At 59.2% G+C, this 25,067-nt stretch carries 23 protein-coding genes; 13 read left to right on the top strand and 10 right to left on the bottom strand.

What is annotated here, in order from left to right; genetic code table 11:
* Positions 1-195 precede the first annotated feature (195 nt).
* The 8 genes from FHC49_RS12540 to hypA form a co-directional block, all read right to left on the bottom strand.
* Positions 196-1,131: an alpha/beta hydrolase gene (locus tag FHC49_RS12540; protein ID WP_220439921.1), complete on the bottom strand. Its 936-nt coding sequence runs from the start codon at positions 1,129-1,131 to the stop codon at positions 196-198.
* Between the two features lie 191 nt (positions 1,132-1,322).
* Positions 1,323-1,751, bottom strand: coding sequence for a molybdopterin-binding protein (locus FHC49_RS12535; protein WP_123650573.1), 429 nt, complete (start codon positions 1,749-1,751; stop codon positions 1,323-1,325).
* A gap of 56 nt (positions 1,752-1,807) precedes the next feature.
* A complete protein-coding gene (gene flhA, locus FHC49_RS12530) occupies positions 1,808-3,892 on the bottom strand; it encodes a formate hydrogenlyase transcriptional activator FlhA (protein ID WP_185668040.1) in 2,085 nt (694 codons plus the stop codon).
* A 116-nt stretch (positions 3,893-4,008) separates the two neighbouring features.
* A complete protein-coding gene (hypE, locus tag FHC49_RS12525; RefSeq protein WP_185668041.1) occupies positions 4,009-5,019 on the bottom strand; it encodes a hydrogenase expression/formation protein HypE in 1,011 nt (336 codons plus the stop codon).
* Complete coding sequence (hypD, locus tag FHC49_RS12520; RefSeq protein ID WP_220439920.1) at positions 5,016-6,137, bottom strand: hydrogenase formation protein HypD; 1,122 nt, start codon at positions 6,135-6,137, stop codon at positions 5,016-5,018. Before hypD ends, hypE begins: the two co-directional genes overlap by 4 nt.
* The gene (locus tag FHC49_RS12515) at positions 6,137-6,409 is read right to left on the bottom strand and encodes a HypC/HybG/HupF family hydrogenase formation chaperone (RefSeq protein WP_035892574.1); all 273 of its coding nucleotides are present in this window, start codon (positions 6,407-6,409) and stop codon (positions 6,137-6,139) included. The genes hypD and FHC49_RS12515 overlap by 1 nt, the downstream gene beginning before the upstream one ends.
* Positions 6,400-7,272 (bottom strand): hydrogenase nickel incorporation protein HypB, encoded by an 873-nt coding sequence (gene hypB / locus FHC49_RS12510; RefSeq protein ID WP_185668043.1) that lies wholly within the window; start codon positions 7,270-7,272, stop codon positions 6,400-6,402. Before hypB ends, FHC49_RS12515 begins: the two co-directional genes overlap by 10 nt.
* Positions 7,273-7,275: 3 nt before the next feature.
* Positions 7,276-7,626: a hydrogenase maturation nickel metallochaperone HypA gene (gene hypA / locus FHC49_RS12505; RefSeq protein ID WP_185668044.1), complete on the bottom strand. Its 351-nt coding sequence runs from the start codon at positions 7,624-7,626 to the stop codon at positions 7,276-7,278.
* Between the two features lie 213 nt (positions 7,627-7,839).
* Here hypA and hycA point away from each other — a divergent pair, with 213 nt between their 5' ends.
* The 9 genes from hycA to hycI all read left to right on the top strand — a co-directional run bounded on the left by hycA (position 7,840) and on the right by hycI (position 15,694).
* Positions 7,840-8,307 carry a formate hydrogenlyase regulator HycA gene (gene hycA, locus FHC49_RS12500; RefSeq protein ID WP_185668045.1) on the top strand — a complete coding sequence of 156 codons (468 nt, stop codon included), beginning with the start codon at positions 7,840-7,842 and terminating at the stop codon, positions 8,305-8,307.
* Positions 8,308-8,389: 82 nt separating this feature from the next.
* Complete coding sequence (locus FHC49_RS12495; RefSeq protein WP_185668046.1) at positions 8,390-8,998, top strand: 4Fe-4S dicluster domain-containing protein; 609 nt, start codon at positions 8,390-8,392, stop codon at positions 8,996-8,998.
* Positions 8,995-10,821, top strand: a complete 1,827-nt coding sequence (gene hycC, locus FHC49_RS12490) for a formate hydrogenlyase subunit 3 (RefSeq protein ID WP_220439919.1) — start codon at positions 8,995-8,997, stop codon at positions 10,819-10,821. Before FHC49_RS12495 ends, hycC begins: the two co-directional genes overlap by 4 nt.
* Before the next feature lie 2 nt (positions 10,822-10,823).
* Entirely contained in the window at positions 10,824-11,747 is a 924-nt protein-coding gene (locus tag FHC49_RS12485; protein WP_220439918.1) for a respiratory chain complex I subunit 1 family protein, read from the top strand.
* Positions 11,748-11,763: 16 nt separating this feature from the next.
* Entirely contained in the window at positions 11,764-13,473 is a 1,710-nt protein-coding gene (hycE, locus tag FHC49_RS12480; RefSeq protein WP_185668049.1) for a formate hydrogenlyase subunit HycE, read from the top strand.
* Positions 13,474-13,482: 9 nt separating this feature from the next.
* A complete protein-coding gene (locus tag FHC49_RS12475) occupies positions 13,483-14,025 on the top strand; it encodes a formate hydrogenlyase complex iron-sulfur subunit (protein WP_035892566.1) in 543 nt (180 codons plus the stop codon).
* A complete protein-coding gene (locus FHC49_RS12470) occupies positions 14,025-14,792 on the top strand; it encodes an NADH-quinone oxidoreductase subunit B family protein (RefSeq protein ID WP_220439917.1) in 768 nt (255 codons plus the stop codon). Before FHC49_RS12475 ends, FHC49_RS12470 begins: the two co-directional genes overlap by 1 nt.
* Positions 14,789-15,199: a formate hydrogenlyase maturation HycH family protein gene (locus tag FHC49_RS12465; RefSeq protein WP_065357866.1), complete on the top strand. Its 411-nt coding sequence runs from the start codon at positions 14,789-14,791 to the stop codon at positions 15,197-15,199. Before FHC49_RS12470 ends, FHC49_RS12465 begins: the two co-directional genes overlap by 4 nt.
* 21 nt (positions 15,200-15,220) lie before the next feature.
* The gene (gene hycI / locus FHC49_RS12460; protein WP_220439916.1) at positions 15,221-15,694 is read left to right on the top strand and encodes a hydrogenase maturation peptidase HycI; all 474 of its coding nucleotides are present in this window, start codon (positions 15,221-15,223) and stop codon (positions 15,692-15,694) included.
* Between the two features lie 81 nt (positions 15,695-15,775).
* Here hycI and FHC49_RS12455 read toward each other — a convergent pair whose 3' ends face one another.
* Together FHC49_RS12455 and ascF are read right to left on the bottom strand one after the other, a co-directional pair.
* Positions 15,776-17,200 carry a 6-phospho-beta-glucosidase gene (locus FHC49_RS12455; RefSeq protein ID WP_220439915.1) on the bottom strand — a complete coding sequence of 475 codons (1,425 nt, stop codon included), beginning with the start codon at positions 17,198-17,200 and terminating at the stop codon, positions 15,776-15,778.
* Between the two features lie 19 nt (positions 17,201-17,219).
* Positions 17,220-18,677, bottom strand: a complete 1,458-nt coding sequence (gene ascF, locus FHC49_RS12450) for a PTS cellobiose/arbutin/salicin transporter subunit IIBC (RefSeq protein ID WP_220439914.1) — start codon at positions 18,675-18,677, stop codon at positions 17,220-17,222.
* A gap of 262 nt (positions 18,678-18,939) precedes the next feature.
* Between ascF and FHC49_RS12445 the strand changes: the two genes are divergently transcribed.
* The 4 genes from FHC49_RS12445 (at position 18,940) to hypF (ending at position 25,059) form a co-directional block, all read left to right on the top strand.
* A complete protein-coding gene (locus FHC49_RS12445; RefSeq protein ID WP_220439913.1) occupies positions 18,940-19,953 on the top strand; it encodes a LacI family DNA-binding transcriptional regulator in 1,014 nt (337 codons plus the stop codon).
* Between the two features lie 144 nt (positions 19,954-20,097).
* On the top strand, positions 20,098-20,643 hold the full coding sequence (gene hydN, locus FHC49_RS12440; RefSeq protein WP_185668054.1) for an electron transport protein HydN: 546 nt from the start codon (positions 20,098-20,100) through the stop codon (positions 20,641-20,643).
* A gap of 35 nt (positions 20,644-20,678) precedes the next feature.
* On the top strand, positions 20,679-22,829 hold the full coding sequence (gene fdhF, locus FHC49_RS12435) for a formate dehydrogenase subunit alpha (protein WP_220439912.1): 2,151 nt from the start codon (positions 20,679-20,681) through the stop codon (positions 22,827-22,829).
* Positions 22,830-22,833: 4 nt separating this feature from the next.
* Positions 22,834-25,059 carry a carbamoyltransferase HypF gene (gene hypF / locus FHC49_RS12430; RefSeq protein ID WP_220439911.1) on the top strand — a complete coding sequence of 742 codons (2,226 nt, stop codon included), beginning with the start codon at positions 22,834-22,836 and terminating at the stop codon, positions 25,057-25,059.
* Positions 25,060-25,067: the final 8 nt, after the last annotated feature.

The raw sequence follows: 25,067 nt of genomic DNA, 5'->3' as shown, positions 1-25,067 counted from the left end.
GTTTGTTATGGGATCTACGTTAGGCAAATGCGGGGCGGGGAGACAGAAGAGAATGAGGTGATTTACTGGATTATTGTGATCAAAAGGGAAAAATGAGATCTCAATTTTGTCTGGGTGCAATACCCGGCGTCGCGTTGCTCGGCCGGGCTACGAACCGAATGTAGCCCGGCCGAGCGCAGCGACGCCGGGGGAGTTTTACGGCAGCGAAGCAATCCAGTTCATCGCCAGCTCTGGCCATGCGGCGGCGGGCAGGCCTTTGGCACCGCGAATACCAAATCCATGCTTCCCTTCGGCGAACAGATGCAGCTCGGTCTGCACATTGTGCGCGCGCAGGGCGTTGAACATCACCAGCGAGTTATCGACCGGTACCGACGGGTCATCCACCGCGTGCATCAGGAAGGTTGGCGGCGTTTGTGCGGTGACGTTCCGCTCGGGAGAGTAGTGCTTAATCTGCTCGGCCGTTGGCGTGTCGCCAATCAGCGCCGTGCGCGAGCCGGGGTGAGCTATGGTTTTATCCATCGAGATAACCGGGTAGCCGAGCACCACGAAGTCGGGGCGTGCGCTCTGTTTATCGACGGCATCGAGCGGGGAATATACCGTTTCGTCGTAGCGCGTCTCCAGGCTTGCGGCCACGTGACCACCAGCAGAGAAGCCCATCACGCCAATTTTTTGCGGATCAATATGCCACTTCATGGCGTTAGCGCGTAGCGTGCGCAGCGCCCGCTGGGCGTCAGCTAATGGCGCATTGGCCCCTTCGGCATGACCATCGGCGGGCATACGGTAGGTCATCACGAACAGGGTGTAGCCTTTGGCGTTAAACGGCGTGGCTAAATCGCTGCCTTCTTTATCCAGCACCACCCGCTGGTAGGAGCCGCCGGGGGTGACCAGCAGCGCGACGCCGTTCGGATGTGCCGGGGCATAGACGGTGATTTCCGGGGCACGGATGCCGGTAACGGCACGGTCCGGCAGGCTCGGATCTTTGCTGCGTTCAACCAGCGCGTAGCTCACCGGGCTGTTTTTAGCGCCAGGCGCTTCGCCACCGGGCCAGATGGAAAAAACGGGTAGGGCGGCAACAGCCGTCTGTACGGAAAATGCCAGGGCAAGAGCGGCGGACAGAGGTAAGCGAATCATAGACGTCTCCACGGGGAAAACGCTTATTTATCATCCATGACATCGTGAGAACGGGAATGAATTCACAAAACGATGTTTCATAAATAGAGAAACGAGAAGGTGTGAGGCGGGTGCTATTCCCGGCGTCGCGTTGCTCGGTCGGGCTACGAACCGAATGTAGCCCGGCCGAGCGCAGCGACGCCGGAGAAAACTTACGCGCGGGTGGCGATCAGAATCGCGGATGCTTTGATCAGCGCAATCGCGCGGCTGCCTTTCGCCAGCTTCATCTCGCTCTGGCTTTCGTTGGTGACCACGGCAACAATCTCAAAGCCAGCATCGGTTTTGATATGTACGGTAGCGTTCACCGCGCCTTCGGTCACCTGAGTGACTTCACCGGCAAACTGGTTGCGGGCGGAGAATTTCAGACCACAGTCTTCGGTTGCCAGCGTGACCCACGGGGCTTTAATCAGCGCAATGGCTTCCTTACCATTGACCAGGCCCAGCGCTTCTTTACTGCTGTGAGTGACGATAGCGACCAGCTTTGCGCCGCCCGGCAGGGTCAGTTCGATTTCGTCGTTGACCGCGCCGGTAGAGACTGCGCTGATGGTGCCTGTTAATTGGTTGCGTGCTGAAACTGCCATACGATACTGCCTCCATTCACTCGTTATTGAATCAGAGGTCAGTATAGCCACAGTTTTTACATTAACGTATCTTTATCAATACCCAGGCGTTTCATTCTTGAGAGCAATGTGGTGCGTTTAAGCCCCAGACGCTGCGCCGCGCCTTTCGCCCCGGCCACTACGCCGTTGGTCTCTCTCAGCACCCGAACAATCAGCTGATATTCGTCCTCTCCCTCTTTCGGCGACTCCGCCATCGGCATTGGCTCCGGCGGCGCTTCGCTGGCAAAGGCCAGCTCCGGCAGAGAAAGCTGCAGCACGCTGCCGCGGGTCAGCAGCACCGCACGCTCAATCACGTTTTCCAGCTCGCGCACGTTACCCGGCCATTCCATCTGGCTTAAGGTCCGCAGCGTTTCCGCCGGAATGCTGTCGATGTTGCGCCCCAAACGGCGGGCGATTTTAAAGGTGAAGGCTTTGACCAGCAGCGGAATATCTTCCGGGCGCTCGCGCAGCGGCGGCAGGTGGATCGGGAAGACATTCAGGCGATAGTAAAGATCGCTACGGAATTCGCGATCCAGCACCATCTGCTTGAGATCGCGGTTAGTGGCGGCGATCAAGCGTACATCTGTCTGGATCAGCTTATTGCTGCCGAGGCGTTCGAACTCCTGCTCCTGCAACACGCGCAGCAGCTTCGGCTGCAGCTCTAGCGGCATATCGCCCACTTCATCGAGGAACATGGAGCTTTTATCCGCCAGTTCAAAGCGGCCAATGCGCTGGGCGCTGGCACCGGTAAATGCGCCGCGCTCGTGGCCGAAGAGGTCGCTTTCCAGCAGGCCAGCCGGCATTGCCGCGCAGTTCATCTTCACCATCCGGCGGCTGTTACGGCCGCTCAGATTGTGGATGGCGCGGGCAATCAGCTCTTTACCGGTGCCGGTTTCGCCGAGGATCAGCACGGTGCTGTCGCTTGGCGCCACCATCTCAACCTGCTTGAGCACGTTGAACATCGCTTCGCTGCGGCCGATTATCTCGCCAAACTCGCCGTCAACGTTGTTCAGCTGTTCGGTCAGCGCGAGATTCTCGTCCACCAGACGCTCTTTCAGACGGTGTATTTCCTGATAGGCGAGGGCGTTATCGACGGCAATGGAGACGCGCTCTGCAATTTGCTTGAGCAGCTTCAGGTTGGCGGCGCAGAACACTTTTTCGTCGCACTGGGCAAGCTTAAGCACGCCGAGCATCTTGTCGCCCGACATTAGCGGCAGCAGGCACAGCGTCTGAATTTTATCGTCCCACATTTCAAACAGCTGGCGCTCGTACGGGGCCAGTTTGTCCTGTTCGTGGAGATTGAGCTTGAGCATCTCCTGGCTCTTAAACACGCGTTCGGTCAGCGTGCCGGATTCGTTCACTTCGCTCTGATCGTGCACCGGATCGTTGACGTCAATATAGTGCGTCGAGTAGATGTTCAGCTTGCCTTTGCGGTTGCCGCGCAGCACCACGCTGATGGCGTCGATATTGAAGTAGTAGTGGATCTCTTTGGCTACCGCGCCGACCAGATCGTCCATGTCGAGGCGCGACAGCACGGCGTTGGTGATCGCCACCAGAATACGGAAATTATCGCGCTCGCGGCACAGCAGATCGTAATCGACGTTGTTAGTCACCCGGCTTTGGATCTGTTCGGTGACGACGGCAACAATCTGGGTAAAGGTGTGCAGGCGCTGGTACTCTTTTTCGCTCCACGGCTGGTCGTTCTGGCGGATAAACTCGCAGCCGCCGAAGATGCGTCCCTCCGCCGCCAGCGGCAACAGGCAGTAGTGGCCGAACGGCGAGTAAAGCCCGCTGTGGGCCAGCTGCGGCCAGGCTTCGTGAAACTCGCTGTAGCTGCAGTGCAGGGCGTCGGGGCGTGACAGCAGTCGTCTGACCGGGCCGTTCGCCAGCACGCTATCGTCTTCATAGGCGATGGGTTTACCCGCTTCATGCGTGGCGTGGTAGCCCGCGCGGTGGTTTCCCGGCTGCAGCAGGATGATCGCCGCGCTGTCCGCTAGCGCAGATTGTTTTGCCAGCTGCGCCAGCGTTTCGCTGAGTGCGGCCAGATCGGGTTGTTGGAGAAGAGTCCGGGTGATATCAAACAGCCCTTGCTGGCCGAGATCGCCCATCGGTGTATACGACATGTAGCTTGCCCATAAATGCACCGCGGTGGGTGCGATCGCCAAAAGCCTATCCCGTCATCATACTGACGGGGATAAGCTCTAATAATAATAATAAATTTCAGACCTTGAGCGGCCTGTTAACAGATTCGTGGCAGCGGTTCGGCGTGAGGAAGATCCAGCGTGCGTTTCACGCCGTACAGCCCGGCAACGCGAACCCCACGGCGTTCCGTGACTTCGCCAATGATAGCGGCATCACGCCCCAGCGGATGGGCGCGCAGTGCGGCGAGCACCTCATCGGCTGCTTCGCGGGTCACGCCGATCACCAGTTTACCTTCATTTGCGAAGTTAAGCGCGTCAAGCCCTAATAATTCGCACACGCCGCGCACCGCGTCTTTCAGCGGAATATGTTGTTCATGAATTTCAACACCGTGGCCGCTGGTGGCGGCAAACTCATGGGCCACCGCGTTGACGCCGCCGCGGGTGGCATCACGTAGCGCTTTCACCCCAGCAATCGGGCGAAGGCTCTGGATAAGCGGCGTCAGCACCGCGCAGTCGCTTTGCAGTTCGCCGTCAAGGCCGAGCTGTTCGCGCAGATTGAGGATGGTCGCGCCGTGGTCGCCGAGCGTGCCGCTGACCATCAGCAGATCCCCCGGGGTGAGCGTTGCCGCGCCCCAGTGAATATCGGACGGGATGGCACCCATTCCGGCGGTATTGATAAACAGCTTATCCGCCGCGCCACGACCCACGACCTTGGTGTCGCCGGTGACGATGGCGATATCCGCCGCTTTGGCCGTCTCCGCCATGCTGTTGACCACCGCCTCCAGCGTCTCCATCGGCAGCCCTTCTTCAATAATAAAGCCGCAGGAGAGGTAGCGTGGCACCGCGCCGCTTACCGCCACATCGTTGGCGGTGCCGCAAATCGCCAGCTTGCCGATATTGCCGCCGGGGAAGAACAGCGGGTCAATGACGTAGCTGTCGGTGGAGAAGGCCAGGCGGTCGCCGTGGGCGGTCAGCGAGGCCAGCGACAGACGCGCCTGATCTTCCTGCTCTGCCAGCCAGGGGTTGGCGAAGGCTTTCATAAACAGGCTGTCGATCAGCTGCTGCATCGCCAGCCCGCCGCTCCCGTGCGCTAACTGAATACTTTTCATGCTTCTGCCTCCTGACTGCGATATTGATACCAGGCGGCGCAGGCGCCTTCTGACGATACCATCAGCGCGCCAAACGCGCTCTGCGGGTTGCAGGTCGCGCCAAACAGCGGGCACTGATGTGGTTTGCAGCGGCCGGTCAGCACGTCGCCGCAGCGGGCGCGCGGATCGTCACAGACGCGCTGTGGCTGCGGTTTGAAGTGCGCTTCCGCGTCGAATGCTTGATAGTCTGGCGTCAGTTGTACACCGGAGTCGTTGATTAACCCCAGGCCGCGCCATTCGCTGTCGCCCTTGACCGCAAACACCTCGGCAATGGCGTTTTGTGCAAGCAGGTTGCCATCGTCCGGCACCACGCGGCGGTACTGGTTTTCGACGCAAGGCGCGGCGGCAATTTTCTGCTCCACCAGCATGTTCACGCCCTGCAGCAGGTCAACCGGCTCAAAACCTGCCACCACCAGCGGGCGCTGATAGTCGCTGGCGATAAAGCCGTAGGCGTGGGTGCCGATGACCATGCTGACGTGGCCCGGTGCCAGAAACGCATCGATATCGTTGTCCGGCTGGTCGAGCAGGCTGCGCAGCGTTGGAATCAGCGTAATGTGCTGACAGAAAAATAAGAAGTTACTGACCTTCTGCGCCTTCGCCTGCTGCAGGGTAATAGCGGTGGTCGGCATGGTGGTTTCAAAGCCTAAGCCGAAGAACACCACTTTACGGTCCGGGTTCTGCTGCGCCAGCTTTAAGGCGTCCATCGGCGAATAGACGATGCGGATATCCGCACCGCGTGACTTCGCCTGCATCAGCGAGCCGTTTTTCCCCGGCACGCGCATAGCGTCGCCGAAGGTACAGAAAATCACCTCTTTATGGCTGGCGATTTCAATACAGGTGTCGATGCGCCCCATCGGCAGTACGCACACCGGGCAGCCCGGCCCGTGGATAAATTCGATGTTCTCCGGCAGCAGTTGGTCGAGACCGAATTTGAAAATCGCGTGCGTGTGGCCGCCGCACACTTCCATGATGCGCAGTGGGCGTTCAGCGGTATAGGCCAGATGCTGCGCCCGGCTTTTCAGGTGGGCAATCAACTGCATCACCTGCTCGGGCGCGCGGTACTCATCAACAAAACGCATTACCGTTCCTCGCCAAAAAGCAGCGCGCCAACGTCGGGCTCGACTTCAAACATATTTTCCAGCGCCGCGAGGGTATCGCGCGCCTCTTCTTCGTTGATGATGCTCATGGCAAAACCCACGTGCACCAGCACCCACTGGCCGATGCGCGACTGACCGTTTTCGTCCACTGCGCCGACCAACGTCAGGTCGACGTCGCGCTTAATGCCGCAAACATCTACCTTCGCCTGTACGCCATCAATGGCAGAAATTTGTCCCGGAATGCCTATGCACATCGCTGCGTCTCCAGCCAGTTCAGCCAGCTATCCATGCCTTCGCCGCTGGTGGCGGAGAGCAGGATGATTTCAATATTCGGGTTCACTTCGCGCGCGCAGGCGAGGCACTTCTCAACGTCGAAGTTGAGGTACGGCAGCAGGTCAACTTTGTTGAGCAGCATGACCGACGCGGCGGCAAACATATGCGGGTACTTCAGCGGCTTGTCTTCACCTTCGGTGACCGACAGCACGGCGACTTTGTGGCGTTCGCCCAGATCAAAGCTCGCCGGGCAGACCAGGTTGCCGACGTTCTCAATAAACAGAATCCCGTTGCTCTCAAGCGGCAGGCGCGGGGCAGCGTCGGCAATCATCTGCGCATCAAGGTGGCAGCCCTTACCGGTGTTGACCTGAATCGCCGGGGTGCCGGTGGCGCGGATACGCGCGGCGTCGTTCACCGTCTGCTGGTCGCCTTCGATAACGGCGCAGGAGACGCGGTCTTTCAGACGCATCAGGGTTTCGGTGAGCAGGGTAGTTTTACCGGAGCCAGGGCTGGAGACCAGATTCAGCACCAGCTGTTCGCGGGCGGCAAAGCGTGCGCGGTTGCGGGCGGCAATCTGGTTGTTTTTATCCAGCACATCTATTTCGACTTCCAGCATCCGACGCTGGCTCATGCCCGGCGCGTGGGTACCCGCTTCGCCGTGGCCGTAGTGCAGGTCGCCGTTATCCGCGGCCTGCGGTTCAAATTCTCGGGTTCTGACGCCGGTAATGGAGATTGCCGGACGGCCTGCCGGGGCGAAAGGCGCGCTGCGGAACAGCGAGTGCGGGTTACGTTCATCGCCCTCTATATAGAGGTTGCCATCGGCACAACCACAGGTGGTACACATACTTTACTCCTGATCAATTTCAATTCGCTGAATCTGTAAACCGTCGTCGGCGACGATGCGCAGGTTGTCGCTATGGCATTGCGGACAACGGCGCACGTGAACTGACACGAGCTGAACATACTGCTGGCAGGATTCACACCAGCATTCCGCCTCCTGTTCTTCGACGTGCAGTGTACAGCCTTCAGCCAGCGTGCCGCGGCACACCAGATCAAAACAAAAGGTCATTGCGCTCGTCTCTACACAAGAAAAAGCGCCGACCTTCATCCAGACGCCGGTGACGCGTTTCGCGCCGTTTTGTATCGCCTGTTGTTCGACAATTTCCAGCGCTCGCTGGCAGAGCGTGATTTCGTGCATAACGCCTCCTGGTACATCACTCGCAGGAGTAATGCAATAACGATGCCAGAGATGAAATATGGGGCGTAAAGACTGTCGATGACGATGTCGCACTGACGAAATGACATGTCACTCCGGCAGTGTCATTTCACTAAAATTAAATTAAATCAGTAGGTTGAAAACATGGCATGAAAAGTGCTTAGGAGGCTTGTTTCTATTAACCGGGTAACCGACATGACTATTTGGGAAATTAGCGAGAAGGCCGACTATATCGCCGATCGTCACCGCCGCCATCAGGATCAATGGCGTGTCTACTGCAACTCTCTGGTTCAAGGGATTACGTTGTCCAAAGCGCGTCTGCATCACGCCATGAACTGCGCGCCAGAGAAAGAGCTGAGCTTCGTGCTGTTCGAACACTTCGTGGTTTCTGTGAGCCTGGCCAGCGGCTTTAACAGCCACACCGTTGAGTACGTAGTTGAAACCCGCGACGGCCTGAATAAACAGTGCGTAGGCAGCGCCGAGATGAGCATGAACGGCTTTATTGACGGCACCGTCAATATCCGCGACCGCGAGCAGGTGCTGGAGCATTACCTGGAAAAAATTTCGCCGGTATACGACACCCTGTATGCGGCGCTTGAAAGCGACAGCCCGGTGAGTTTCAGCCAGCTGGCACAAGAGCCTCAACGGGCTTCTCACGCTTGATTATCGGTGTGTCGACGGGTGTCGAAATGACACTTGCTCTGCATGATTTCGTCAAAAATGACTGTCACCTGAGGAAGACCTGGTGAATCGTTTTGTAATTGCTGACTCTACCGTTTGTATCGGTTGCCGTACCTGTGAAGCGGCCTGTGCGGAAACGCATCGCCACCACGGCCTGCAATCTATGCCGCGGCTTAGAGTAATGCTCAATGAAAAAGAATCCGCGCCACAGATGTGTCACCACTGTGAAGACGCGCCGTGTGCCGGGGTTTGCCCGGTAAATGCGATAACCCGCGTCGATGGCGCCGTACAGCTGAACGAAAGCCTGTGCGTGAGCTGCAAACTGTGCGGCATTGCCTGCCCGTTTGGGGCGATTGAATTTTCCGGCAGCCGTCCGCTGGATATCCCGGCCAACGCCAACTCGCCGAAAGCGCTGCCTGCACCGCCGGCTCCGGCTCGCGTCAGTACGCTGCTGGACTGGGTGCCTGGCATCCGCGCCATCGCGGTGAAATGCGACCTGTGCCACTTCGACGAAGAAGGCCCAGCCTGCGTGCGTACCTGCCCGACCAAAGCGCTGCATCTGGTGAACAACATGGACATCGCCCGCGTCAGCAAACGCAAACGTGAGCTGACCTTCCATACCGACTTAGGCGATTTGACGCTGTTCCAGGCGCAACAAGGAGAGGCGAAATGAGCGTCATGACGTTGATTAATAGCGCAGTGGCCTGGTTTGCCGCCGCCGCCGTGCTGTCCTTTGTGCTGTCGTTTAATAAATCCCTGAGCGGTTTTGTTGCCGGTATCGGCGGCGCGCTGGGCAGCCTGTGCGCGGGCCTGGCGGGCGTTCAGGTGCTGGTTCACGGTTACCCGGTGATGGGCAGCCTGTCGCTGGTGCACTACAGCGTGCTGGTCTCCCCGCTGAACGCGGTATGGCTGATTGCGCTCGGCCTGTGCGGTCTGTTTGTCAGCCTCTACAACATTGACTGGCATCGTCATCCGAACGTCAAAAGCAACGGCCTGCTGATTAACATCCTGCTGGCGGCTGCCGTCTTCGCGATCGTGGCGAGCAGCTTCGGTTCGCTGGTGGTGATGGCGGAAATCATGGCGCTGTGCGGCGCGTTCCTCACCGGCTGCGCCTCCTCCGGCAAGCTGTGGTTTGCGCTGGGCCGTCTGGGTACTATTCTGCTGGCGATTGCCTGCCTGCTGCTGTGGCAGCGCTACGGCACGCTGGATCTGGTGCTGCTGAACGAACGTGCGCAGATGCTGCCAATCGGTTCTGACATCTGGGTACTTTGCGTGATGGGCTTCGGCCTGCTGGCAGGGATTATCCCGCTGCACGGCTGGGTGCCGCAGGCTCACGCCAACGCGAGCGCACCGGCTGCCGCGCTGTTCTCTACCGTGGTGATGAAAGTGGGTCTGCTCGGCATTCTCACCGTGTCGCTGCTGGGTGATGTTCAGCCGCTGTGGTGGGGCATTGCGCTGCTGGTGTTGGGCATGATCACCGCGTTTGTCGGCGGTCTGTACGCGCTGATGGAGCACAACATTCAGCGTCTGTTGGCGTACCACACGCTGGAAAACATCGGCATCATCCTGCTCGGTTTAGGCGTCGGCGTGACCGGCCTGGCACTGCAGGAGCCGGTGATGGTGGCGCTGGGTCTGACCGGTGGTCTGTACCATCTGCTTAACCATAGCCTGTTCAAAACCACGCTGTTCCTCGGCGCGGGTTCCGTCTGGTTCCGTACCGGCCACCGCGACATCGAGAAGCTGGGCGGTATCGGTAAACGTATGCCGATGATCTCCCTGGCAATGCTGGTCGGCCTGATGGCGATGGCTGCGCTGCCGCCGCTGAACGGCTTTGCTGGCGAATGGGTTATCTACCAGTCCTTCTTCAAGCTGAGCACCAGCGGGGCGTTTATTGGTCGTCTGCTGGGGCCGTTGCTGGCCGTTGGCCTGGCGATCACCGGCGCACTGGCGGTGATGTGTATGGCGAAAGTCTACGGCGTTACCTTCCTTGGCGCACCGCGCACTAAAGAGGCGGAAAACGCCTGCTGCGCGCCGCTGCTGATGGCGATCAGCACCGTGGTGATGGCGCTGCTGTGTATCGTTGGCGGCGTTGCCGCGCCGTGGCTGCTGCCAATGCTGAGCGCCGCCGTGCCGCTGCCGATGGCTACCGCGCACACCGTGGTCTCCCAGCCGATGATTACCCTGCTGCTGATTGCCTGCCCGCTGCTGCCGTTCATCATTCTGGCGCTGCTCAAAGGCAACCGCCTGCCAAGCCGTTCTCGCGGCGCGGCGTGGGTCTGTGGTTACGACCACGAACAATCCATGGTGATCACCGCGCACGGTTTTGCGATGCCGGTGAAACAGGCCTTTGCCCCGGTACTGAAACTGCGCAAATGGCTTAACCCGGTCTCTCTGGTTCCGGGCTGGCAGAACGCGGCGGCGCCGCTGCTGCTGCAACGCCTGGCGCTGGTTGAACTGGCGGTGCTGGTCGTGATTGTCATCTCTCGAGGAGCCTGAACATGACGTTCCTATTTGCTGTACTGCAGGCGCTGGTGCTGTTTGCCGTCGCGCCGCTGCTGTCTGGTATCACCCGCGTGCTGCGCGCACGGTTGCATAACCGTCGCGGGCCGGGCGTGATGCAGGAGTATCGCGACATCATCAAACTGCTGGGCCGTCAGAGCATCGGCCCGGACGCTTCCGGCTGGGTGTTCCGCCTGACGCCGTTTGTGATGGTTGGCGTGATGCTGACGATTGCGACCGCGCTGCCGGTGGTGACTGTTGCTTCCCCGCTGCCGGGTCTGGGCGACTTGATTACCCTTATCTACCTGTTTGCCGTCGCGCGTTTCTTCTTCGCCATTGCCGGTCTCGACACCGGTAGCCCGTTCACCGCCATCGGCGCAAGCCGTGAAGCGATGCTCGGCGTGCTGGTGGAGCCGATTCTGCTGCTGGGTCTGTGGGTCGCTGCGCTGGTCGCAGGCTCTACCCATATCAGTAACATCACTGCCACGGTTTACCACTGGCCGGTCAGCCGCAGCATTCCGCTGGCGCTGGCCTTCTGCGCCTGTGCCTTCGCCACCTTTATCGAAATGGGCAAACTGCCGTTCGACTTAGCGGAAGCGGAGCAGGAGCTGCAGGAAGGCCCACTGTCTGAATACAGCGGCAGCGGCTTCGGCGTGCTGAAGTGGGGCATCAGCCTGAAACAGCTGGTGGTGCTGCAGATGTTCGTTGGCGTCTTCATCCCGTGGGGACAGATGACCAGCTTTAGCGTTGGTGGTCTGGTGGTTGCCGTGATTACCGCCATCGTCAAGCTGGTGGTTGGCGTGCTGATTATCGCGCTGTTCGAAAACAGCATGGCGCGTCTGCGTCTGGATATTACCGGTCGTATCACCTGGACCGGGTTCGGTTTAGCCTTTTTAGCCTTCGTCTCCTTGCTGGTGGCGTGATAAGAGAGTTTTGAGCATGTCTGAAGAAAAAGTGGGTCAACACTACCTCGCTGCGCTGCACCAGTCCTTCCCGGGCGTGGTGCTGGACGAAGCCTGGCAGACCAAAGACCAGTTAACGATTACCGTGAAGGTGAACTACCTGCCGGAAGTCGTCGAGTTTCTTTACTACCAGCAGGGCGGCTGGCTGTCGGTGCTGTTCGGCAACGACGAACGTAAACTGAACGGACACTATGCGGTCTACTACGTGCTGTCGATGGAAAAAGGCACTAAGTGCTGGATTACCGTGCGCGTCGAAGTCGACCCGAACACCCTCGAATACCCGTCCGTCACGCCACGCGTTCCGGCGGCAGTCTGGGGCGAGCGCGAAGTGCGCGACATGTACGGCCTGCGCCCGGTGGGCCTGCCTGACGAACGTCGTCTGGTGCTGCCGGATGATTGGCCAGACGAGCTGTACCCGCTGCGTAAAGACAGCATGGACTACCGTCAGCGCCCGGCACCGACCACCGATGCCGAAACCTACGAGTTCATCAACGAGCTGGGCAGCAAGAAAAACAACGTCGTGCCCATTGGCCCGCTGCACGTCACCTCCGATGAACCGGGCCACTTCCGCCTGTTCGTTGACGGCGAAAACATTATCGACGCCGACTACCGTCTGTTCTATGTCCACCGTGGCATGGAAAAACTGGCGGAAACCCGCATGGGTTACAACGAAGTGACATTCCTGTCTGACCGCGTGTGCGGCATCTGTGGTTTTGCCCACAGCACCGCCTACACCACCTCCGTCGAGAACGCGATGGGCATCGTGGTGCCGGAACGTGCGCAGATGATCCGCGCCATTCTGCTGGAAGTTGAGCGTCTGCACTCGCACCTGCTGAACCTCGGCCTGGCGTGCCATTTCACCGGCTTTGACTCTGGCTTTATGCAGTTCTTCCGCGTTCGTGAAGCCTCCATGAAAATGGCGGAAATCCTCACCGGCGCGCGTAAAACCTACGGTCTGAACCTGATTGGCGGCATCCGTCGTGACTTCCTGAAAGACGACATGATCCAGACCCGTCAGCTGGCGCAGCAGATGCGTCGCGACGTGCAGGACCTGGTGGATATTCTGCTGAGCACCCCGAACATGGAACAGCGCACCGTCGGTATCGGCCGCCTGGATCCGGAAATCGCCCGTGACTTCAGTAACGTCGGCCCGATGGTTCGCGCCAGCGGCCACGCCCGTGATACCCGTGCCGATCACCCGTTTGTGGGCTACGGTCTGCTGCCGATGGAAGTACACAGCGAGCAGGGTTGTGACGTTATCTCCCGCCTGAAAGTGCGTATCAACGAAGTGTTCACCGCGCTGAACATGATTGATTACGGCCTCGATAACCTGCCGGGCGGCCCGCTGGCGGTGGAAGGGTTCACCTATATTCCAAACCGTTTCGCGCTGGGCTTCTCAGAAGCGCCTCGTGGCGATGATATTCACTGGAGCATGACCGGCGACAACCAGAAGCTGTACCGCTGGCGCTGCCGCGCGGCGACCTACGCCAACTGGCCAACCCTGCGCTACATGCTGCGCGGCAACACCGTTTCCGATGCGCCGCTGATTATCGGTAGCCTCGACCCTTGCTACTCCTGTACCGACCGTATGACCGTGGTTGACGTGCGTAAGAAGAAGAGCAAGGTCGTGCCGTACAAAGAGCTTGAGCGCTACAGCATCGAGCGTAAGAACTCGCCGCTGAAATAAGGAATCGTCATGTTTACCTTTATCAAAAAAGTCATCAAAACCGGCACTACGACATCGTCCTATCCGCTGGAACCGATGCCGGTTGATAAAAACTTCCGCGGCAAGCCGGAACACAACCCGCAGCAGTGTATCGGCTGCGCGGCGTGCGTGAACGCCTGCCCGTCGAACGCCCTGACGGTGGAAACCGACCGTGTCAGCAATCAGCTGGCGTGGCAGTTCAACCTCGGCCGCTGCATCTTCTGCGGCCGCTGCGAAGAAGTGTGCCCGACGGCGGCGATCAAGCTGTCGCAGGAGTACGAACTGGCGGTGTGGAAGAAAGAAGATTTCTTGCAGCAGTCCCGTTTTGATATCTGCAACTGCCGCGTCTGCAACCGTCCGTTTGCGGTGCAAAAAGAGATTGATTACGCCATTGCGCTGCTCAAGCACAACGGCGACAGCCGCGCGGAAAATCACCGCGAAAGCTTTGAGACCTGCCCGGAATGTAAGCGTCAGAAATGTTTGGTGCCTTCCGACCGTATTGACCTGACTCGCCACATGAAAGAGGCCATCTGATGAGCAACTTAATAGGGTCACGCGACGACAACGGCATGCCGGTGCCGATGACGGTAGAAGAATCTATCGCCAGCATGAAAGCGTCGCTGCTGAAAAACATCAAGCGTTCCGCCTACGTGTACCGCGTGGACTGCGGCGGCTGTAACGGCTGCGAAATCGAAATCTTTGCCACGCTTTCACCGCTGTTCGACGCCGAACGTTTTGGTATTAAAGTGGTGCCGTCACCGCGTCATGCTGACATTCTGCTGTTTACCGGTGCGGTGACCCGCGCCATGCGTTCGCCGGCGCTGCGCGCCTGGCAGTCCGCGCCGGACCCGAAAATCTGTATCTCCTACGGCGCCTGCGGCAACAGCGGCGGTATCTTCCACGACCTGTACTGCGTCTGGGGCGGCACCGATAAAATTGTACCGGTAGACGTGTACATTCCAGGCTGCCCGCCAACGCCTGCGGCAACGCTGTACGGCTTCGCCATGGCGTTGGGTCTGCTGGAGCAGAAAATCCACGCGCGTGCGCCAAGTGAACTGGACGCACAGCCGGCTGAAATTCTGCATCCGGATATGGTCCAGCCGCTGCGCGTGCAGGTTGACCGCGCCGCGCGCCGTCTGGCGGGCTATCGTTATGGTCGCCAGATTGCCGACGACTATATGCTGCATCTGGGCCAGGGTGACACTCAGGTTCAGCAGTGGCTGGCCACAGAAAACGATCCGCGTCTGACGGAAATCGTCACGCAGCTTAACCACGTAGTAGAAGAGGCACGTATTCGATGAGCGAACAGGTGGTGTTCAGTCAACTGAGCCGTAAATTTATTGATGAGAACGATGCCACGCCTTCCGAGGCGCAGCAGGTTGTCTATTACAGCCTGGCGATTGGCCACCACCTCGGGGTCATCGACTGCCTCGAAGCCGCGCTGACCTGCCCGTGGGATGAATATCTGGCGTGGATTGCTACGCTTGAAGCGGACAGCACGGCGCGGCGCAAGATGGAAGGCGTGCCGAAGTACGGCGAGATTGTCATCGACAGCAACCACGTGTCGATGCTGGCGAACGCGTTTGATAAAGCGCGGGCGTCACAAACCCCGCAGCAAAAAGAGTGGAGCCAGGCGATGCTCAATATGCTGCACGCCATTCATCAGGAGAGCGCCATCTATCTGATGGTGCGTCGCCTGCGCGACTGATTTTACGATTGAGGAATGACCATGACTGACGTTTTACTCTGTGTCGGCAATAGCATGATGGGCGACGATGGCGCTGGCCCTCTGCTGGCAGAAATGTGTGCAGCCCAGCCGAAAGGGGCGTGGGTTGTGATTGACGGCGGCAGCGCGCCGGAAAACGATATTGTGGCGATCCGCGAGTTGAACCCAGCTCGCCTGCTGATTGTTGATGCCACCGATATGGGGCTGAACCCGGGCGAGATTCGCATTATCGACCCGGACGACATCGCCGAAATGTTTATGATGACCACCCACAATATGCCGCTGAATTACCTGGTGGATCAGCTGAAAGACGACGTGGGTGAGGTGATATTCCTCGGTATTCAGCCGGATATCGTTGGGTTTTACTATCCAATGACCCAGGCGATCAAAGACGCGGTTGAAGTGGTTTATCAGCGTCTTGAAGGGTGGCGGGGGAACGGCGGGTTTGCGCAGTTGGAAGCTGAGGACGAAGAGTAATTCCCGGCGTCGCTACGCTCGGCCGAGCTACATTCGACTCGTAGCCCGGGCGAGGCGTTTACGCCGACCCCGGGATGGCACCTACGCCAAATCTTCCCCGTTGCTGGCAATCACCTTCTTATACCACCAGAACGACTTCTTACGCGTCCGCGCCAGCGTCCCATTCCCCGCATCATCACGGTCAACGTAGACAAACCCGTAGCGCTTGCTCATCTCGCCGGTTGAGGCAGCCACCAGATCAATACAGCCCCAGGTGGTGTAACCCATCACCGGAATACCGTCCTCAATCGCTTCCCCCATCGCCCGAATATGCTCGCGCAGATAGCTGATGCGGTAATCGTCATCAATCTGCCCGTCGGCGTTAACCACATCTTTCGCGCCAAGACCGTTTTCCACCAGGAACAGCGGCTTCTGGTAACGGTCGTACATCATGTTCATGGTGATGCGCAGGCCGAGCGGGTCGATGCCCCAGCCCCATTCGCTGGCTTCGATATACGGGTTTTTCAGCGACTTCACGATGTTTGCCGCGTTGGTATTGTTGGCATTCATCTCCGCCGACGCGCAGCGCGAGGCGTAGTAGCTGAATGAAACAAAATCGACGGTGTGCTTGAGGATCTCGTCATCGCCCGCTTCTTTAGCGATCGTCACGCCTTTCTCGCGGAACACCCGCGCCGAGTAGGCTGGATAGCGGCCGCGCGCCTGCACGTCGATAAAGAACAGGTTCTCGCGGTCTTTCTCCAGCGCCGCCCACACGTCTTCCGGCTTGCAGGAGTAAGGGTAGAAATTACCGCCCGCCAGCATGCAGCCGACCTGGTTCTGCGGGTTGACCTCATGGGCGATTTTGGTGGCCAGTGCGCTGGCGACCAGTTCGTGGTGCGCGGCCTGGTATTTCACCTGATCCTGATTTTCACCCTCTTCAAACACCAGCCCCGCGCCGGAGAACGGGCTGTGCAGCATGATGTTGATTTCGTTGAAGGTCAGCCAGTACTTCACCAGCCCGTCGAACGCCTCAAAGCAGGTGCGGGCGTAACGGGCGAAAAAATCGACCATTTTGCGGTTGCGCCATGAACCATACTCGGTGACCAGATGCATCGGCACGTCGAAGTGGCACAGGGTGACCAGCGGCTCAATGCCGTACTTCTGGCACTCGAGGAACAGGTCGCGATAGAAAGCGATGCCCGCTTCGTTTGGCGTCAGTTCGTCGCCGTTCGGGTAGAGTCGGCTCCAGGCAATCGAGGTGCGGAATACGGTAAAGCCCATCTCCGCCATCAGCGCGATATCTTCTTTGTAGCGATGATAAAAATCGATCGCCTGATGGCTCGGGTAGAACTCATCGTCGCGCAGCGTAAAGCGCTTCTCTTGCCCCAGCTTCACCGGCAGGCGGTTTACGCCGTGCGGGATCATATCCACGGTGGTCAGCCCTTTGCCGCCCTCAAGATAAGCCCCTTCGGCCTGGTTGGCGGCAATGGCGCCGCCCCAGAGAAACCCTTGCGGAAATGTCGACATGCGTTACCTCGCTAAAAAATTATGAAATTCGTGCCGCTGCCGCACCGGCAGGCGCGGTGGCCTGACGCTTGCGCGCCTCAGCGGCGGCCTCTTCGACGGGAATATCTTCAAAACCAAGAATCAACGTCAGCACAAAGGAGAGCACCACCGCCAGCGCCATCACCCCAAATACCCAGACGATCGTCATCGGGTTGGCCGGGTCGAAGAACTGCACGCTGGTGAACAGGCCCGGTGCGGCCATGGAGTGGCTGGCAAGCCCGACGGCACCGGCAATGCCGCCGCAGATAAAGCCGCTTATCAGGCTGGCGATCAGCGGGCGTTTCAGACGGATGGCGACGCCGTACAGCGCCGGTTCAGAAATGCCGGCCAGAATGGCGGAAGCGGCCGCCGCCAGCGCGGTCTGACGCAGTTCCGGGTTTTTGGTTTTCCATGCCACCGCCAGCGACGAACCGCCGAGCGACAGGTTGGCGCCAATTTCCGACGGCATCACCATGCCCTCTTTGCCGGTCTCGGCGATGGTCTGAATGATGGTGGGCGTAAAGACGCGGTGCATCCCGGTCATCACCAGCAGCGGCCACAGTGCGCCCATAATGGCGACCGACAGCCAGCCGAGGTAGCCGTGAATGGTGTACACCAGCGCGGAGATGGCGCTACCGATCCAGATGCCAATCGGGCCAATCAGCAGGATCGCCAGCGGTGCGGCGATCAACACGATCAGCATCGGTTTGAGGAAGTTTTTGGTGACCGCCGGGGTGATCTTATCGACCCAGCGTTCGATGTAGGAGAGGCACCAGGTCATCACCAGCGCCGGGATCACGGTATAGGTGTACTTCACCGCCGTTACCGGGATAAAGGCGAATTCGACGTGCTCGCCCTGGGCCGCTTTCGCCATCAGCTCAATAAAGCTCGGATGCACCAGCACCCCGGCAATAGCAATCGCCAGCGACATATTGGTTTTGAACTTCACCGCCGCAGAGGCGGCGACCATCAGCGGCAGGAAGAAGAACGCGCCGTCGCCGATCACTGTCAGAATAGTGAGCGTCGGTGCGCCTTTTGGCAGCACGCCGGTCATCTCGAGGATCATCGCCAGCAGCTTAACCATCGAACCGCCGATAATCGCCGGGATCAGCGGCGACATGGTGCCGATCAGCGCGTCGAGGATCCCGGCGCCGATGCGGCGTAAGGTGAGCTTCGGTTTTCCGACCGGGGCGGCAGGCTGCAGGTTGCTCGGCAGCAGGTTCACCACCTCACGGTAGGCCTGGGAGACGGTGTTGCCGATAATCACCTGGCACTGGTTATCGTTACGCACCACGCCCAGCACGCCGCTGATGCCCTTGAGGCTGGCGCTGTCGACCTGCGTTTCATCTTTCAGTACAAAGCGCAGGCGGGTCATGCAGTGCGTGACGGCGGAGATGTTCTCCACGCCGCCAAGCGCGCCCACCACGGATTGCGCCAGAGCCGCATAGTTTTTAGACATCGGAAAATCCTGTTTTATCAGTAGGGTACTTATCGCTCATCGCCCGGTGTGGCGGGGTGATGAAACGTTGCATAGGAAACCGGTTCCACATAATATTCATGCGTTATTTTTGTTACATCAAGATCTAATTTTTGTTTTTGATTAATTCGTGAAACCGATCACATGAACCAACGTTGGGCAAAAAGCGCGCAGATCGGTGGATGCTGAAAATAGCGAAACGGTGAAGTACACTGCTGGCAAATGATTTCTCAAAGGTATGACTATGACGACAATGCTGGAGGTGGCGCGACGGGCGGGCGTGTCGAAAGCCACCGTATCCCGGGTGCTATCGGGCAACGGTTATGTCAGTCAGGAGACGAAAGACCGGGTGTTTCTGGCCATTGAAGAGAGTGGCTATCGGCCTAATCTTCTGGCACGTAACCTGGCGACCAAAAAGACGCAGACGCTGGGGCTGGTGGTCACCAATACGCTCTATCACGGGGTCTATTTCAGCGAGCTGCTGTTCCACGCGGCGAGCATGACCGAAGATCACGGGCGGCGGCTGATTCTGGCGGACGGTAAGCACAGCGCCGAGGAGGAGCGAGATGCCATTCAGTACCTGCTCGACCTGCGCTGTGACGGCATTATTATTTATCCCCGTTTTCTGAGCGTCGACGATATTGACGACATTATTCAGCAGCAACAGCAGCCGATATTAGTGATTAACCGTCGGCTGCGGCGAAATAGCAGCCACTGCGTGTATTGCGATCAAAAATCCGCCAGTCAGAATGCGGTGGAGCGGTTAATTCTCCTTGGCCATCGCGATATTGCGTTTATTACCGGCTCGCTGGATTCTCCTACCGGTATTGAACGCCTGTCCGGCTATAAAGACGCGCTGACGAAGCACGGCATTGCCGTGCGTAATGAGCTGATTGTACAAGGAAAGTGGACGCCCGCGACCGGTGCCGCCGGAGTGGATGCGCTGCTAGACAGTAAGGTGAACTTTAGCGCGCTGGTCGCCAGTAATGACGATATGGCGGTCGGGGCGATTAAACGTCTGCATGCGCGCGGAATAAACGTACCGCAGCAGGTTTCGGTGCTGGGTTTTGATGATATTACTCTCGCACCGTATATGGTGCCGTCGCTCTCCAGCGTGCGAATTCCGGTCACGGAAATGATCAAAGAGACCATCCACCGCCTTATTTTCATGCTCGACGGCGGGGATTTTAAATATCAGCAAACCTTCCCTGGTGAACTGATTGAGCGTGAATCCATCGTCCCCGGTCCGCACGCTTAGCGTCGTCATCTGTCATCGTCATAAGTGACGATGACAGCTTATCTCTCATCATCAGCAATAAAATCTCCTTAAAAAACAGCTAACTAAAAGTTGGCTCGAATAATGCATTCTCCCGCGAATTCACTGTCATTGCTGGAGAAGTTGATGAACCGTTTCATCATTGCTGATGCGAGTAAATGTATTGGCTGCCGGACATGCGAAGTCGCATGCGTGGTTTCCCACCAGGAAGATCAGGACTGCGCCGCGCTGACGCCGCAATCTTTCCTGCCCCGTATTCACGTTATTAAAGGCGTAGATGTCTCTACCGCCACCGCCTGCCGCCAGTGCGAAGACGCGCCGTGCGCTAACGTCTGCCCGAACGGCGCAATCAGCCGCGATAAAGGCTTTATCCACGTGATGCAGGAACGCTGCATCGGCTGCAAAACCTGCGTGGTGGCGTGCCCTTATGGTGCGATGGAAGTGGTGGTGCGTCCGGTGGTTCGTAACAGCGGTGCGGGCCTGAAGGTGCGTGCGGAGAAAGCGGAAGCCAACAAGTGTGACCTTTGCTACCACCGTGAAGCTGGCCCAGCCTGTATGGAAGCCTGCCCGACTCACGCGCTGTTTTGCGTCGACCGCAGCAAGCTTGAACAGCTGAGCGCGGAAAAACGCCGTCGCGCCGCGCTTGATAGCGCCGCGTCTATCTCTCTTTAATCATCCTTATTTCTCTTTTAACAGGTCTGTTACTGATGAAAAAAATCACGAGTGTGTGCCCTTACTGTGGGGCTGGTTGCAAACTGAAGCTGGTTGTCGACAACGGTAAAATTATCCGCGCCGAGGCCGCCGACGGTAAAACCAACCAGAATGAGCTGTGCCTGAAGGGCTATTACGGCTGGGATTTTCTGAACGACACCAAGCTGCTGACCCCCCGATTAACGCAGCCGATGATCCGCTATGAAAAAGGCGGCAAGTTCACTCCCGTGAGCTGGGATGAGGCGATTCGCTATACCGCGAAGCGTCTTGGCGATATCAAAGCCAAATTCGGGCCGCGCGCCATTATGACCACCGGGTCATCGCGCGGCACCGGCAATGAAACCAACTATGTGATGCAGAAATTCGCCCGCGGCGTGCTGCATACCAATAACGTCGACTGCTGCGCGCGCGTTTGCCACGGCCCATCGGTGGCCGGGCTTCAGGACGTGCTGGGCAACGGCGCGATGAGCAACAGCATCGGCGATATTGAAAACTCCCGCTGCCTGCTGGTCTTTGGCTACAACTGCGCGGACTCGCACCCGATTGTGGCGCGTCGCGTGATTAAGGCGAAAGACAAAGGGGCCAAAATTATCGTCTGCGATCCGCGTCGTATTGAAACCGCGCGCATCGCCGACCAGCATCTGCAGATGCGTAACGGCAGCAATATGGCGCTGGTGAACGCTTTCGCCCACGTGCTGCTGGAAGAAGACCTGTACGACCACGAGTACGTTTCTCGCTATACCACCGGGCTTGATGAGCTGCGCGAAATCGTCAAAGACTACGCGCCGGAAGCGGTGGAATCCCTGACCGGCATTCCGGCCATGCAGGTTCGTCAGGCGATGCGCACCTATGCGGCCGCGCCGTCGGCGACCATTATGTGGGGCATGGGTGTCACCCAGTTTGGCCAGGCGGTTGACGTGGTGAAAGGGCTGGCAAGCCTGGCGCTGCTGACCGGTAACCTCGGGCGTGAAGCCGTCGGCGTTGGCCCGGTGCGTGGGCAGAACAACGTGCAGGGCGCGTGCGACATGGGCGTGCTGCCAAACCAGTTCCCTGGCTATCAGGATGTGGTGGACGCCGCCGTGCGCGAGAAGTTCGCCAAAGCCTGGGGCATAGATGCCAGCCTGATGGACGATAAAGTCGGCGTGCGCATTACCGAAGTGCCGCATCTGGCCATCGAAGGGAAGGTGAAAGCCTACTACATCATGGGCGAAGACCCGCTGCAAACCGAGGCGGATTTAGGTCTGGTGCGCAAAGGGTTTGAAGCGCTCGACTTTGTGGTGGTGCAGGACATCTTTATGACCAAGACCGCCGAGCAGGCGGACGTGCTGCTGCCCGCCACCTCATGGGGTGAACACGGCGGCGTCTTCACCTGCGCCGACCGCGGCTTCCAGCGCTTCGAAAAAGCCATCGAACCGACCTATAACGTCAAGCGCGACTGGGAAATTATCAGCCTGCTGGCAAGCGAAATGGGCTACCCGATGCACTACGACGACAACCAGCAAATCTGGGACGAAATGCGCGAGTTGTGCCCGCTGTTCTACGGCGTCACCTACGAGAAAATGGGGGAGATGGGGCACGTACAGTGGCCGTGCCCGACCCTTGACCATCCGGGGACGCCGTATCTGTACGAAGGCAATCAGTTCGCCACGCCTGACGGTAAAGGCCACCTGTTCGCGGCACCGTGGCGTGCGCCAGCCGAAACGCCGGACGCCGACTTCCCGCTGGTGCTCTGCACCGTACGCGAGGTCGGGCACTACTCCTGTCGCTCGATGACCGGCAACTGCGCGGCGCTGCAATCGCTCGCTGATGAGCCAGGCTTTGTGCAAATGAATCCGCAGGATGCCAACCTGCTTGGCGTGCATGATAAGCAGCTGGTGTGGGTCTCCTCACGTCGCGGCAAAGTGATTAGCCGCGCCTGCGTGAGCGAACGCATCAATCACGGCAGCGTTTATATGACCTACCAATGGTGGATTGGTGCTTGCAACGAACTGACCCAGGATAACCTCGACCCTATCTCGAAAACGCCGGAAACCAAGTACTGCGCGGTGAAAGTCGAGGCGATTGAGGATCAGAACTGGGCCGAAATCTACGCGCAGGATAGCTATCAGTCGATGAAAACGCGCCTGAACGCGGCGCTTAACGGGTAATCAGATGAACGCAAACGGCGTGCAGATCCGCATCTGCGGAAAAGTACAGGGGGTGGGCTTCCGTCCCTTTGTCTGGCAGCTAGCCAAACAGCGCGGCTGCCTCGGTGATGTCTGCAACGACAGCGCCGGGGTACTGCTGCGCCTGTACGGTGACGAAGCGGACTTTATCGCCGCGCTGTACCAGTACTGCCCGCCGCTTGCGCGCATTGATAGTACCCACGTCGAGCCCTTTGAGTGGCCGACGCTGCCGACCGATTTTACCATCCGCCAGAGCGGTGCCGGGGCGATGAGCACCCAGATTGTCCCGGATGCGGCAACCTGCCCGGCGTGCCTGGCAGAAATGAACGACCCGCAGGAGCGGCGCTATCGCTACCCGTTTATCAACTGCACCCACTGTGGGCCGCGCTTTACCATTATTCACGCCATGCCCTATGACCGCCCGCTGACGGTGATGGCGGCGTTTCCGCTCTGCCCGCAGTGCGAGGCGGAGTACCGTAATCCTTATGACCGCCGTTTTCACGCCCAGCCGGTGGCCTGCGCCGAGTGCGGGCCGTGGTTGATGTGGCAAAGCGGCGAACAACGCGCGGAAAAAGAGGCGGCGCTTGCCGCCGCTATCGCCATGATTGATGCCGGTGGCATTGTGGCAGTGAAGGGCATTGGCGGCTTCCATCTGGCCTGCGATGCCGGAAATTCTGCGGCGGTGGCGACGCTTCGTGCGCGCAAACATCGCCCGGCAAAACCGCTAGCGGTGATGGTGGCAAACGCCGACGCGCTGTCAATTGACGCCCGCTCGCTGCTGAAAACCCCCGCCGCACCGATTGTGCTGGTGGATAAACATCTGATTCCTGGGGTCTGTCCGGAGATTGCGCCGGATCTTGCGGAGGTTGGCGTGATGCTGCCCGCCAACCCGCTACAGCATCTGCTAATGCAGGCGCTGGCGCGCCCGCTGGTGATGACCTCCGGTAATCTGAGCGGTAAGCCACCGGCGCTGACCAACGATGATGCACTGACCGATCTGGCCGATATTGCCGACGGCTTCCTGCTGCACAACCGCGATATCGTGCAGCGTATGGACGATTCGGTGGTGCGTCAGAGCGGTGAGATGCTGCGCCGTTCGCGCGGCTATGTGCCGGATGCATTGAGCCTGCCGCCGGGCTTTCGCGATGTACCGCCGATGCTCTGCCTCGGCGCGGACATGAAAAATACCTTCTGCCTGGTGCGCGGCGACCGGGCGGTACTCAGCCAGCACTTTGGCGACCTGACCGACGACGGCGTGGAAGCCCAGTGGCGGCAGGCGCTGGCGCTGATGCAGTCCATTTATGACTTTGCGCCGCAGGCGGTGGTGGCGGATTACCATGCGGCCTATCGTTCGTCCCAATGGGCGGCTGAACTGGCGCTGCCGCAGCATCAGGTGCTGCATCATCACGCGCACATTGCCGCCTGCCTTGCCGAGCACGACTGGCCGCTTGACGGCGGTGAGGTGATTGCGATGGCGCTCGACGGTATCGGCATGGGTGAACACGGCGCGCTGTGGGGCGGTGAGTGTCTGCGCGTGAGCTACCGTGAGTGTGAACATCTTGGCGGCCTACCCGCCGTGGCGCTGCCGGGCGGTGACCTGGCGGCGCGTCAGCCGTGGCGTAACCTGCTAGCGCACTGCCTGGCGTTCGTGCCCGGCTGGGAAACGTTTGATGCTACGCAGACCGTACAGCAGCAAAACTGGCCGCTGCTGGCGCAGGCGATTCAGCGCGGGATCAACAGTCCGGTGGCGTCCTCCTGCGGCCGCCTGTTTGACGCGGTGGCCTGTGCGGTCGGCTGCGCGCCGCTGGCGCTGAGCTACGAAGGCGAGGCCGCCTGTCGGCTGGAAGCGCTGGCGTCGGGCTGTGCGGGCGTGAGACATCCAGTGACGATGCCGGTTGTTGATAATCAGCTGGATCTCGCCACCTTCTGGCAGGCATGGCTGAGCTGGCAGGCAACCCCGGCGCAAAAAGCGTGGGCGTTTCATGATGCGCTGGCGCAGGGCATTGCCGCCTTAATGCGTCAGCATGCAGAGCGTCTGTCGCTCTCGACGCTGGCTTTCGGCGGCGGCGTGCTGCACAACGCGCTGCTGCGCAGTCGCCTTACGCACTATCTACACGATTTCACTTTGCTCTTTCCAAAGCGTTTACCCGCGGGGGATGGGGCAATTTCATACGGGCAGTCTGTGATTGCTGCAGCTCGCCATCTGGTTTAAGGAGTTAC

The organism is Kluyvera sp. EC_51, assembly GCF_019584505.1.
Taxonomy (GTDB): domain Bacteria; phylum Pseudomonadota; class Gammaproteobacteria; order Enterobacterales; family Enterobacteriaceae; genus Kluyvera; species Kluyvera sichuanensis.
The sequence above is the reverse complement of the archived record's forward strand: the minus strand, read 5'-3'. Positions and strand labels throughout refer to the sequence as shown.

Bases quoted from the DNA above. Each gene is read 5' to 3' on its own strand.
- FHC49_RS12540 (WP_220439921.1), bottom strand. From the start codon at position 1,131: ATGATTCGCTTACCTCTGTCCGCCGCTCTTGCCCTGGCATTTTCCGTA.
- FHC49_RS12535 (WP_123650573.1), bottom strand. From the start codon at position 1,751: ATGGCAGTTTCAGCACGCAACCAATTAACAGGCACCATCAGCGCAGTC.
- flhA (WP_185668040.1), bottom strand. From the start codon at position 3,892: ATGTCGTATACACCGATGGGCGATCTCGGCCAGCAAGGGCTGTTTGAT.
- hypE (WP_185668041.1), bottom strand. From the start codon at position 5,019: ATGAAAAGTATTCAGTTAGCGCACGGGAGCGGCGGGCTGGCGATGCAG.
- hypD (WP_220439920.1), bottom strand. From the start codon at position 6,137: ATGCGTTTTGTTGATGAGTACCGCGCGCCCGAGCAGGTGATGCAGTTG.
- FHC49_RS12515 (WP_035892574.1), bottom strand. From the start codon at position 6,409: ATGTGCATAGGCATTCCGGGACAAATTTCTGCCATTGATGGCGTACAG.
- hypB (WP_185668043.1), bottom strand. From the start codon at position 7,272: ATGTGTACCACCTGTGGTTGTGCCGATGGCAACCTCTATATAGAGGGC.
- hypA (WP_185668044.1), bottom strand. From the start codon at position 7,626: ATGCACGAAATCACGCTCTGCCAGCGAGCGCTGGAAATTGTCGAACAA.
- hycA (WP_185668045.1), top strand. From the start codon at position 7,840: ATGACTATTTGGGAAATTAGCGAGAAGGCCGACTATATCGCCGATCGT.
- hycC (WP_220439919.1), top strand. From the start codon at position 8,995: ATGAGCGTCATGACGTTGATTAATAGCGCAGTGGCCTGGTTTGCCGCC.
- FHC49_RS12485 (WP_220439918.1), top strand. From the start codon at position 10,824: ATGACGTTCCTATTTGCTGTACTGCAGGCGCTGGTGCTGTTTGCCGTC.
- hycE (WP_185668049.1), top strand. From the start codon at position 11,764: ATGTCTGAAGAAAAAGTGGGTCAACACTACCTCGCTGCGCTGCACCAG.
- FHC49_RS12475 (WP_035892566.1), top strand. From the start codon at position 13,483: ATGTTTACCTTTATCAAAAAAGTCATCAAAACCGGCACTACGACATCG.
- FHC49_RS12470 (WP_220439917.1), top strand. From the start codon at position 14,025: ATGAGCAACTTAATAGGGTCACGCGACGACAACGGCATGCCGGTGCCG.
- FHC49_RS12465 (WP_065357866.1), top strand. From the start codon at position 14,789: ATGAGCGAACAGGTGGTGTTCAGTCAACTGAGCCGTAAATTTATTGAT.
- hycI (WP_220439916.1), top strand. From the start codon at position 15,221: ATGACTGACGTTTTACTCTGTGTCGGCAATAGCATGATGGGCGACGAT.
- FHC49_RS12455 (WP_220439915.1), bottom strand. From the start codon at position 17,200: ATGTCGACATTTCCGCAAGGGTTTCTCTGGGGCGGCGCCATTGCCGCC.
- ascF (WP_220439914.1), bottom strand. From the start codon at position 18,677: ATGTCTAAAAACTATGCGGCTCTGGCGCAATCCGTGGTGGGCGCGCTT.
- FHC49_RS12445 (WP_220439913.1), top strand. From the start codon at position 18,940: ATGACGACAATGCTGGAGGTGGCGCGACGGGCGGGCGTGTCGAAAGCC.
- hydN (WP_185668054.1), top strand. From the start codon at position 20,098: ATGAACCGTTTCATCATTGCTGATGCGAGTAAATGTATTGGCTGCCGG.
- fdhF (WP_220439912.1), top strand. From the start codon at position 20,679: ATGAAAAAAATCACGAGTGTGTGCCCTTACTGTGGGGCTGGTTGCAAA.
- hypF (WP_220439911.1), top strand. From the start codon at position 22,834: ATGAACGCAAACGGCGTGCAGATCCGCATCTGCGGAAAAGTACAGGGG.